Consider the following 9,996-nt stretch of genomic DNA (forward strand, 5'->3'; position numbering starts at 1 on the left):
ACGGGCCTGCCGCCCCGGAAAGGAAGCAACGATGACCAACCCCTTCGAGAACCCCGACGGCGTCTACCGGGTCCTGGCCAACGACGAGGGCCAGCACTCCCTGTGGCCCGACTTCGCCGACGTGCCCGCCGGCTGGAGCACCGTCTTCGGCCCCGAAAGCCGGGCCGCCTGCCTGGAGTACATCGAGCGCGAGTGGACCGACCTGCGCCCGAAGAGCCTTGTCGAAGCCATGGGCGAGTGACGAACAGCCACTGAGCGGAAAGCAGAGGGAACACGCACGTGAGCAGCGTCGAAGTGATGCCGTCGGCGGCCGGTACTGCACTGTCGCCGGTCGGCCCGGGGGACGGGACGCACCGCCTCGGCACCCCCGAGTCGGCCGCGCTGAGCCTGGTGACCCGGGGCCTGCTGGACCGGGCGGGGGAGAGGGTCGACGACCCCGACTGGGTGGCCCGCGCCCGCCACGCCTGGGAGGACGCGCCCGCCGAAGTACGGCGCCTGATGAGCCAGTTCCGCAGGCACTCCGGCCCGGACGGTGCCCTCGTCCTGCGAGGGCTGCCCATCGGCGCCCCTGACCTATCGGCCACGCCCGTGCTGAAGGGCTCGGTGCAGTGCGTGCCGTCGCTTCCGGCGGCGACGCTGCTGCTGTTCGCGGCCGGGCTCGGCGACCCGGCCGCGTTCGCCGCGGAGAAGTCCGGGGCCCTGGTCCAGGACGTGGTGCCAGTGCCCGGCCAGGAAGAGGTGCAGGGCAACGTCGGCTCGGTGGAGCTGACCTTCCATACGGAGAACGCCTTCCACCCGCACCGCCCCGACTATGTGATGCTGCTGTGCCTGCGGCCCGACCACGAGGGCATCGCGGAGCTGCGCACCAGCTGCATCCGACGTCTCCTGCCCCTGCTCACGCCCCCTACCCGCGAGGCCCTCACCCGCCCCGAGTACGTCACGGAGGCGCCCCCGTCCTTCGGCCTGTCCGGCGAGGGCACCGTGCGCGCGGTGCTCACCGGCGACCCGGAGGACCCCGACCTGTGCTTCGACGAGGCGGCCACCCGGGGCGTGACCGACGCGGGCCGCGCGGCCCTCGCCGAGCTGAGCGAGGTCGCGCACCGGACGTACACCGGTGTGCTGCTGGGCCCCGGTGACCTGGCGATCGTCGACAACCGGGTCACCCTGCACGGGCGTTCGGCCTTCACCCCCCGTTACGACGGCCAGGACCGCTGGCTCCAGCGCACGTTCGCCTTCTCGGACCTCCGCCGCTCCCGCGACCACCGGCCCGGCGACGGAACGGTCCTGGTCAAGTGAGCGCCCGAGGGAGCGGGTTACGCAGGACACGGATGTCTCCGGCACGAGCATGTGAAGACGAGCGTGTGATGCCGACTACGAAAGGTACGTGCTGACACGGCCGGCGGCCTGGTGCAGTCGCTGGATCTGCACACCGCCGCCAAGGCCGAGTTCCTGGAGCGGTTCACCGAAGTGGTGCTCCAGCCGCGGGGGTTCGGGGACCATGTGGTGCAGTTCCTGGCCCCGCGGGGACTCTCGTCGTCGAGGCGGCCCTGAAGCTGGCCCGTAAGGTCACCGGGCGCACCAACGTGATCGCCTTCACCGGGGGCTTTCACGGCGCGTCCCTGGGCGCGCTGGCCGCGACCTCGTCCCCGCTGCTGCGCGGCGCGGCCGGGTGGTCTGCCCCGGTGCATCATCAGATGCGCATGAGACCTTGACAGTCAGGCCGCGTCCCTCTCCGATTCAGCTGTTGGGCCGGCTCGCCTTCGGCCCCGACAGCTGTCCGTAACCCGCAGGGGCTCGCCTTCGACCGCAACGGGCGGCTGTGGTCGGCCGAGTTCGGCAACACTCGGTTCGACGAACTGAACCTGATCAAGCCCGGCGCCAACTACGGCCGGCCCACCTGCGAGGCCTCGCCCAGCGCCATCGCCGACAACGTCGTCTCCATGGCCGCACAGCGCGGCCGGCGCCTGTGGCGCATCCTCCCTCGCCTCGGGGCTCCTCCTCGTCCACGTCATGGCGTGGTCCTGCCGCCATCGTCACCCCCGGCGCGGCGCTCTCCCGTGGCCGGGAGAGCGCCCGTGACGCCGAGGGCCCACTACTCCGCTGAGGTTCCCCTCCTACTGTGGAGACCGTGCCGAGCAGGTCGAGGGGCTGACGGCGCGCTACCAGCACCGCAGTCCGCTGCTGCAGCACCTGGTGGAGATGGCCGGGGTGCTCCTCGCCGGCCGGGGCGGTGCCCGGCTGCTGCAGATCCTGAAGGTGAGATCCTCACCTCCCTGGACCGACTGGCGGCCGCCACCAGCCAGGATGCCGACGACGTCCACATTGCCCTCGCGGAGCTCGTTCAGTCCGGGGACGCCCGCGTGCAGCGTGGCCAGGCCGTCGTGTACGGAGACGATCACGGTGTGGGGCGGCAGGCACATGGCGCGGGTCAGGACCTCGTCGATGATCTCCTGGCGGATCTCGTCGTCGGTACGCAGGAAGACTTTCAGCAGGTCGCGGCGGGTGGCGATGCCGATGAGGCGGTCTTCCTCGTCGACCACGGGCAGCCGTTCGACGTGGTGACGTTCCATAACCCGGGCTGCGTCCGCGACGCGTTGCTCTGGGTGCACCGTGATCGCGGGCGTCGACATCAGTTGCCCCGCAGTCGTGGCCCGGGCTCCGCCGGAGGCGCGTCCCGCCCTGCCGCGCAGGGCGGAGAGTCGGAAGCGGCGTCGCCTATCCCCGTCGGCCTGAGCTGCTTGTCGGCGTATCAGGTCGGTCTCGGAGATCACGCCCACGACCTTGTCGTCGGCGTCCACCACTGGCAGGCCGCTGATCCGATGCTGGTGCAGCAGCCGCGCCACATCCTTGAACGGGGTTTCCCGGGCGGGCGTCGATGACCTCACTGGTCATCACCTCGCCGACCTTGCAGGTCCTCACGGCTGTTCCCTCCTCTCCCCGCACTGCTTCAAGCGGGGCGCGACCGACTGTGGTGCGCACACGGTGCCCGCGGGCCCCTACCGGATACCGCCGGGTGTCATGCCCCTGCGGTGCGAGAAGCTGGAAATCGCGGGTCTGAGCGGCTGGTTCGGCCGTTGCTGTCCCTTCGGACTGCTCCTGGGGAGCCGGCCCTCCGGAGCCACTTCAGCCTCGCGTTCAACGGTTTGAAGGGGCAGGGGCCGATCGGCCCCTGCCCCCGGGCCGAACCGTCCACTCAATGGCGGTCCTGGTGGGACGGTCGGGTCGGCTGCCGGGATCGCCCTGGACGACATCCGTGACGCCTTTACCACCGGCACGGCTTCCGCCGGTGCGGACAGCGGAGAAGGTATCGCGGGCATCCTGGAGCGGTTGGAGGAAACCCTCGCCGAGCAGGAGGCGGAATTGCGGCGGCAGCGGACCGCCGTGCAGCGGATGCGCACCGAAGGCAGCCGGATGGGCCTGCTCTCCGACTTCGTCACCGAACGCCTCAAGAGCCTGCCCGAGGGCTCCCTGCGTCAGGCGGACCTGGACAGTCTGCTGGTCACTGAGCGGATCTTCGGCCCGCTCGGCGCGGCCGTCCAGGCCACCCGCTTCGTCGTCCTGGCCACGCATCCCACTCTGCGGGAGGATTCCGACCGCATCGATGACGCCGAGGAGGCACTCGATGACAGTGTCGCCGTCGATGATCCACGGGTGGCTCAAGTGGCCGTCGAGCGGCACACCTTCGAAAGCGCCCTGCAGGCCGTCATCGAGGAGTCCGGCCTGGGTAAGGACGACGATGACCTCTTCGACGCCTGGGACACTTTGCACCCTGCCACCGCCGATGACGGCGAGGGCGAGGCCGACCTCAGCTCTGGCAGGCGGGAGGCTGACTCCATGAGCGTGTTCGAAGCCACCGGCAAGATGCCCTACGACTTCTCCCCAGCCCGCCTGCGCTGTATGGAACTGGCCGAAGAACTCTCCGCCCAAGACTCACCCGCTACCTAAACACGGCCTAACTGCAACGCACACGCCTTCGCCCCCTTGATGCAGAGGAGAGGGCGTTCGACTGTCAGGCCGCAGGCTCCGGGTGCCGCACGGCCCGCTTGAGTGCGATGGCCAGTTGCCGAAGCCGTACCCGACCTCAGCAGATGCCACACGACGCGATCCGGTCGACGCTGGCCCCTCTTACTCAGAGCTCAGGCGGCGCGCTTCACATGGCGGACCAGCCACATCAGCAGGGAGTCCAGGTCGGCGGCGGCCGAGAGGACCCGGTCGACCGCCTCGGGGGTGTGCAGCCACTCCTCGCAGCCGAGGGGGCGGGCGGCGATCACCGAACGGTGGCGCAGCAGGTTCGTACGGGAGTGGTCCGTCGGATAGCCGCGCGGGGGGCGTTTCATCACGTCCCCGGAGATGTCGTAGCCCTTCTTCCGCAGGTCCTCGACGATGGCGGACAGTTCGCGGCCGCTCCTCTCGGAGGCCACGGCCTTGCGGAACGTGGCCACCTGGCCGGGGTCGGGGTACCACCAGGCGCCCTGGATCCGCAGGCCGTCCAGGTCGAACCGGAGATTGATCTCGATCTTGCGGCCGAGTCGGATCACCGCGCCCTGGTGCTGCCACCACCAAGAGTCGGTGCGGTAGTGCCAGACGGAGAAGTCCTCGTACCGGGGGTCGGTGTCCGCGACCTCGTTGAGCAGGGCGATCATCGGCTGTCGGACCAGGCGTTCACGGTCCGCGCGGTGGCGCTCGCGGGTCGCGTGGGTTGGTTCGCCCTGGAGCTGCCACAACACGTCCATGGCCTGCTCCGGCCAGCCGGTGAACTGTCCGCGCATGCGCGCACGATAGCTCACCCATGATCCGCGCACGCGGAGACTGAGACGGGCAGGGAGGCGTAACCCCAGACAAGGTGGGAGGTGCAGCGGCGAGGCTCGCCGGCCAGATCGATGTGTCGTGCAACGAGAGGAGAGGGCCCGCCAGCGAGCTGACGGACCCCACGGGCCAGGTCACCTCAGGTCAGAGGGGTGTTGGCCAGGACGCGGCGGAGGATGCTCCAGGAGAGGTCGGATTCGGTAGCGAAGACGCCGCGCTTTTTGGACTTCTCGTCGATGTAGTCGAAGGAGTCGCGGTTGTAGCTGTCGCCATCTTTGTCGTGGACGGCGGTCTGCTCGGGGTTGAGGTAGACGTGGAAGCTGGCGCCGAAATCGGCGGTGGAGTTCATGTAGCCGGGGCCAGTGGTGCCGCCGCCGCCGTCCATCGGGCAGTACACCCGGTGCACGGCGTAATTGTCTTTGGAGAGCCAGGCGCACTGGCCGGGGGTGAGGGTGAGCAGGCCGAGCTTGCGGGCGTCCCACTTGAGGTGTTCGTAGACCATGACGTCGAGCTGGCCGGCGAGGCAGAAGACGATGCCGGTGGTGTGGCCGTGAGAGTGGATGGGCGAGTAGTGCTGCGCCGGCCAGATTTCCAGGACGACGGGCGAGCCGATGTCGCCCTTGGGGTGGTCGTCGGGGTGGAGGTGGCCGTGTTTGGTGGCCAGGTGGTCGTAGTCGCCCCGGCCGGTGCAGGCGACGCGAATGTAGGGCGGATGGGTGTGGTCCTTCTTGTATTTCTTCAGCAGGATGTGGCGCAGCAGCCCCACCTTGTCGCCGGGTTCGGCGGCGGGGGCCAGATGCTTGCGCATCGCTTCGACCTCCCACGCGGACAGGCGCAGGTCCTCGGCCTTGCGTGCAAGGTCCATGACGGCTGGCGGAATCATCAGCTGGCGGGCGTACTCGTCGAACGAGGTGGCCTGCCCGATCACCAGCGACGGGACGGCCTCGGCGCCCTTGAGGCGTAGCTGCCGTTCCTCTTCCTTGGTGATGTGGAAGGGATACTTCGGCCCGCGGGGCTCCGGGGAGCAGGCGGGGGTATGGGGGGCGGTCAGGCTCATGGGAAGACTCCCTCGTGTTTTCCGGTGCACGCAGCTGATGCGGGCCCTGAAAGGACTGCGGAAGACTGCTGGTGACGCCGTCTGCGGGTGACCGCCGTTGCATCGCCGTCCCGGTTGACGCTTGGCGGCCACCCGCTGATGGACCGGCACGCTTCAGGTAGAACTCCCGCGATAGCGGCGTTCGTGCTGGTGCGGAGTCAGCCCTGGTCCTCGGACGAGGGGTAGATCCGCCACATCTGAGAAAGGTTGGGTCCGCCCCACATACGGGTCAGGCCCACCAGCCGGTCGTTGCCCTGGAGGTGGTCGGCGATGGCCAGGGCGTAGCGCGGGTGCACGACCGAGACCAGGTAGAAGTCATTGCCTCGCTCTGCTTGGGAGACCAGCCGCCAGTGCTGGTTGAGGCTGTCCGTGTGTTCGCGAAGGGTCACGGTGTCGGGCGGGTTGGCTCCTGCCGTGAGGCAGCGGTGGTTGGCGTACGACTCGATGCGCACGGTTCCGCCGGCGTTCTGCCGTAGGAACCACCGGTGCGAGTTGTTGTCCTTGGCGAAGGGATCCTGCGCCCAGGTCTGGGTGTGGTTGCCGACACCGTCGTGCCAGTCGTTGCACATGAAGTAGGTGCCGGTGACGTGGTGGGTCATCGTCACCGATCCGCCCGCGAGCAGTACGAGGTCGCTCAAGCCATGCTCCTCAGCTACGAGAGTTCTTCACAGGAGCGGGCGCCCCTGCAACTCAGCGTAGAGAGCCGGCGGTTGCTCCACAGCATGGCTAACCGGCCGTTTCTCCAGGTCAGAGCCTGTCCGGAAGATCTCGAACGGGCGGACGGCGCTACTCGAACTACCTAACCGAGCGTCACCCACATGTTCCGCACACGGCGCAACGGTTTGGCAGCGCACCGCTGGATTCGAACGGGCAGGGCGAACGCCACGCGGTAGCCGAGAGCGGCAAGAACGAGAAACTGACAGCTGTCTCGACGAACCGCCTGTCTCATACTGCGGGGCGATCATCAGCTCACCGCGAGCTCGCGCACCCGGCACACAGAACCAACCCGTCCATGAGCACCAGAATCCGGTAGGACCACGACCGACGCACAACGCACCTGTCACCAGGAAGCCGATCCACCGACACCGCCCTACCGGTCACATCAGGGAGGAAGGAAGACACCTTCTGAGCTTGACTCTAAGAGGGCGTTCGATGTAGGCGAATTGCCGTTTATTTCCTAGTAGGTTCCTCGCCAGGTGGGTGTGGTCTCGTCCGTTATGCGCTTGGCGAGGTTGTCGATCGAGGCGATGTGGATCATGGCTTCGGAGCTGGCCGGTAGGGTCTCGTAGTCGCGGGCGAGACGGCGATGCATCATGATCCACCCGATACTCCGCTCCACCACCCAGCGCCTTTTGACGACACGAGTGGGCGTTAAGTCCGATCTTTGTCGGTTCGTGATTGCTCGATCGTGGTACTGATCGTCGCACAGGCCGCCCTGTTGATCATGTCCATGTTGAGATGCGGGGCATGAAGCGAGAGCCGTACCCGAGCGACTTATCGGATACCCAGTGGGCGTTGATCGAGCCGATGATCACGGCCTGGAAGCAGGACAGGGTCGCGCGGTCAGCGACCGGAGATCCCGCCCGGCGCCACCGTCCACCTCGCCGGCTCCGGGGCCGCCGACTCGGCCTGCGCCGACGGGCCGCGCTGGTCCAGTAGACCTGCGGAAGCCGGCTCGGCCAGCAGTTCACGCTGCGGAGCGTCGGCGCTGTCACGGTGCCCCTTGTACGACGGCGACACGGCCTCCACGGACAGCCCCCTCCAGCACGATCAACCAGAAGATCATCCCACCCGGCTAACCAACGTGACAGCGCCATCTGTGGCACAACCTGTGCGAAGCCGCCCTCAGCGAGGTGAAAGCGCACAGCACCTGCTGGGCCACCGTACTGGACGCGCCCATCTACGACAGGCCCCGCGCACAGACCACCCTCGAACGCTGGCACCAGGTCCACGACATCCTCGACCAGGGCGCCGGCCTGCTCGATGCGCCCGCCGCCTGCAACTCGCCCTGAACACCGTCAAACGCTACGCCCGCGCCGACCAGCCCGAACGGATGCTCCGCGTCCCCAAATACCGCGCCAGCCTCGTCGATCCCTACCGCGAGCACCTGCGCAAACGCCGAGCCGAGGACCCCGCCGCCCCCGTCAAACACCTCTTCGAAGAGATCAAGAACCTCGGCTTCACGGGCTGCCTGAACCTCCTGCACCAGTACATCAACCAGGGCCGCGCGGACGCCGACCGCAGCCACATCTCCCCGCGCCGGCTCGCCCGGATGCTGCTGACCAGGCCCGACAACCTCAAGGCCGAGCAACACGAGCTCCTGGCCAAGCTCACCGCCGCCTGCCCCGAGATGACCCAACTCGCCGCCGGTATCAGAGACTTCGCCCCGCTCCTTACGCCGCACGCCGACAACGCCGACGCACTCACGCGCTGGATCGCCCAAGTCCGAGCAGCCGACCTGCCTCATCTGCACGCCTTCACCCGGGGCCTGGAACGAGACCGCGACGCCGTGAACGCCGCCCTCACGCTTCCGTACAGCAACGGCCCCACCGAGGGCGTCAACACCAAGACCAAACGGATCGCGCGCCAGATGCACGGACGAGCAGGCTTCACCCTCCTTCGCCACCGCATCCTCCTCGGATAGCAGCACGCTCCGTCACCACCGAAAGTGAGACAGGGCCGTTAGATTTACACTCCCCATCACGGCGCGATTTCGAGGCACTGCCAAGGCCTCCACTGATCAAACCGGCGGATTTGTCAGTGCCCGCTGCTACACCGAATCCCAGAGATCAGACCGCAGTTGGCGGCCTGGCGACACGGAGGAGGAAGCAGTGGCGAAGCCGCCCGAGGGCTACTACAAGGTGCGAAGTCATTACCGACGCAAACCCCGCCCCAGCGCGAAGAAACTGAGCGGCTGGTCGATCGCAGGGCTGATCGCGGTGGTGTGGCTATGGAGCCAGCTCATCGGCTTCGGAGAGGCCTCCCCGACAACACCGCAAACCCCTACACCATCAGTGTCAGCGAGCGTGGGCCACTGATGCCCCGCCGCTCGCCCCGGCTACGCCCACCCCGCGGCGGCAGGGAACAGGCCGCCGCCGCGGCCGTCGCCTGCGCCGCACTCTGGCTGCTGGCCAAGATCGCCACAGCCACATGGCAGGCAGCCGTCCGCATCTGGCCGTTGCTCGCCCTCCTTGCGGCTCTCGCCCTGGGGTACGCAGCCTGGAAATTCATGCGCGAGGCACGGGCCCAGAAAGTGCGAGCCCAGACGCTGGCCCGGCTGCGTATCACACTCGCACAACTCGACGCCATGGACGACCAGGCCTTCGAATTCGCCCTGCGTGACCTGCTCCTCCGGGACGGCTGGAACGCACGACAGGTCGGCCGACAAGGAGACCAGGCCGCAGACGTCATCGGCGAGGACCGCCAACGCGGCAGAATCGTCCTGCAGGCCAAGCACACCACCGTCGCCGGCAAAGTCGGCTCATCAGTGATGTACCAGGTCAAAGGCACCGCAGGCCCCGCGCACGGAGCCGACACCGCAGTCGTGGTCACCAACGGCTCCTTCACCCGGGACGCCAAAACATGGGGCGAACGCCACCAGGTGCACTGGGTCGACCGGGACCGGCTGCGCCGGTGGGCCGAACACGGCACGCCCCTGCAAGACCTTCTGCGGCTGCCCACGGCTCGCAAGACACCCCTCCGCCGGGCCGCATGAAGAAGCGCGCGCGTTCGCGGATTCTTGCAGGGGCGAACCGCTGAACCCGCGCGTTGTCCCCTGGTTGGGGACAGGAACGGGGGCGGGTTCGTCCGTGCCTGCGGGGGATGAGGGCTCGTACGCGCCGGACTCTTCGGGGGCCGTGTCGTCTTTTTGCTCGCCCTGTGACTCTCGACTCTCCTGGTCGACGTCGGCGCGCCGGGCTCACCGAGCCTGCCCGAGCCACCCTGGCACTCGAGACATGGCCCGTCCCTTAGAGCTGAGTGTCAGGAATGTGTACTTCCATCCCGGCCATGTCGGCTGTCACAGGGATTTGGCAGGTGAGGCGGCTGTTGGAGGTGCGTGACGCCGGTACGCCCTCGAGGATCATCTCCTCGTT

At 68.1% G+C, this 9,996-nt stretch carries 9 protein-coding genes and 6 pseudogenes; 9 read left to right on the plus strand and 6 right to left on the minus strand.

The window, feature by feature from the left end; translation table 11 throughout:
* Nucleotides 1-31: 31 nt before the first annotated feature.
* The 5 genes and pseudogenes from G6048_RS23285 to G6048_RS51005 all read left to right on the plus strand — a co-directional run.
* Nucleotides 32-241: an MbtH family protein gene (locus G6048_RS23285; RefSeq protein WP_165341537.1), complete on the plus strand. Its 210-nt coding sequence runs from the start codon at nucleotides 32-34 to the stop codon at nucleotides 239-241.
* A gap of 56 nt (nucleotides 242-297) precedes the next feature.
* Nucleotides 298-1,296, plus strand: a complete 999-nt coding sequence (locus G6048_RS23290; protein WP_165341543.1) for a TauD/TfdA family dioxygenase — start codon at nucleotides 298-300, stop codon at nucleotides 1,294-1,296.
* Between the two features lie 111 nt (nucleotides 1,297-1,407).
* The gene (locus tag G6048_RS51895) at nucleotides 1,408-1,551 is read left to right on the plus strand and encodes a hypothetical protein (RefSeq protein ID WP_408056156.1); all 144 of its coding nucleotides are present in this window, start codon (nucleotides 1,408-1,410) and stop codon (nucleotides 1,549-1,551) included.
* Between the two features lie 2 nt (nucleotides 1,552-1,553).
* Nucleotides 1,554-1,712, plus strand: coding sequence for a hypothetical protein (locus G6048_RS51900; protein ID WP_408056157.1), 159 nt, complete (start codon nucleotides 1,554-1,556; stop codon nucleotides 1,710-1,712).
* Nucleotides 1,713-1,790: 78 nt separating this feature from the next.
* Nucleotides 1,791-1,895: pseudogene (locus tag G6048_RS51005) on the plus strand (PQQ-dependent sugar dehydrogenase); the annotation flags it as partial.
* A 264-nt stretch (nucleotides 1,896-2,159) separates the two neighbouring features.
* Here G6048_RS51005 and G6048_RS23305 read toward each other — a convergent pair.
* Nucleotides 2,160-2,919: pseudogene (locus G6048_RS23305) on the minus strand (CBS domain-containing protein).
* 309 nt (nucleotides 2,920-3,228) lie between these two features.
* Between G6048_RS23305 and G6048_RS23310 the strand changes: the two are divergent.
* A pseudogene (locus G6048_RS23310) lies at nucleotides 3,229-3,945 on the plus strand (MerR family transcriptional regulator); the annotation flags it as partial.
* Between the two features lie 191 nt (nucleotides 3,946-4,136).
* On the opposite strand, the gene G6048_RS23315 reads toward G6048_RS23310, so the two are convergent.
* From G6048_RS23315 to G6048_RS23330, 4 genes and pseudogenes are all read right to left on the minus strand, one after another.
* The gene (locus G6048_RS23315; RefSeq protein WP_235990213.1) at nucleotides 4,137-4,769 is read right to left on the minus strand and encodes a DUF2461 family protein; all 633 of its coding nucleotides are present in this window, start codon (nucleotides 4,767-4,769) and stop codon (nucleotides 4,137-4,139) included.
* A 176-nt stretch (nucleotides 4,770-4,945) separates the two neighbouring features.
* The gene (locus tag G6048_RS23320) at nucleotides 4,946-5,863 is read right to left on the minus strand and encodes a cupin domain-containing protein (RefSeq protein WP_165341538.1); all 918 of its coding nucleotides are present in this window, start codon (nucleotides 5,861-5,863) and stop codon (nucleotides 4,946-4,948) included.
* 197 nt (nucleotides 5,864-6,060) lie between these two features.
* Nucleotides 6,061-6,540: an RICIN domain-containing protein gene (locus G6048_RS23325; RefSeq protein ID WP_165341539.1), complete on the minus strand. Its 480-nt coding sequence runs from the start codon at nucleotides 6,538-6,540 to the stop codon at nucleotides 6,061-6,063.
* 539 nt (nucleotides 6,541-7,079) lie between these two features.
* A pseudogene (locus G6048_RS23330) lies at nucleotides 7,080-7,262 on the minus strand (transposase); the annotation flags it as partial.
* 107 nt (nucleotides 7,263-7,369) lie between these two features.
* Between G6048_RS23330 and G6048_RS49765 the strand changes: the two are divergent.
* A pseudogene (locus tag G6048_RS49765) lies at nucleotides 7,370-7,489 on the plus strand (IS5/IS1182 family transposase); the annotation flags it as partial.
* Here G6048_RS49765 and G6048_RS23340 read toward each other — a convergent pair.
* The gene (locus tag G6048_RS23340) at nucleotides 7,466-7,651 is read right to left on the minus strand and encodes a hypothetical protein (protein ID WP_165341530.1); all 186 of its coding nucleotides are present in this window, start codon (nucleotides 7,649-7,651) and stop codon (nucleotides 7,466-7,468) included. The pseudogene G6048_RS49765 and the gene G6048_RS23340 sit on opposite strands and share 24 nt — an antisense overlap.
* 65 nt (nucleotides 7,652-7,716) lie before the next feature.
* Here G6048_RS23340 and G6048_RS23345 point away from each other — a divergent pair.
* Together G6048_RS23345 and G6048_RS23350 are read left to right on the plus strand one after the other, a co-directional pair.
* Nucleotides 7,717-8,546: pseudogene (locus tag G6048_RS23345) on the plus strand (transposase); the annotation flags it as partial.
* A gap of 393 nt (nucleotides 8,547-8,939) precedes the next feature.
* Nucleotides 8,940-9,617, plus strand: a complete 678-nt coding sequence (locus tag G6048_RS23350; RefSeq protein ID WP_165341540.1) for a restriction endonuclease — start codon at nucleotides 8,940-8,942, stop codon at nucleotides 9,615-9,617.
* The last annotated feature ends 379 nt before the right edge of the window (nucleotides 9,618-9,996 follow it).

This window comes from Streptomyces ureilyticus (assembly GCF_011045025.1).
Taxonomy (GTDB): Bacteria; Actinomycetota; Actinomycetes; order Streptomycetales; family Streptomycetaceae; genus Streptomyces; species Streptomyces ureilyticus.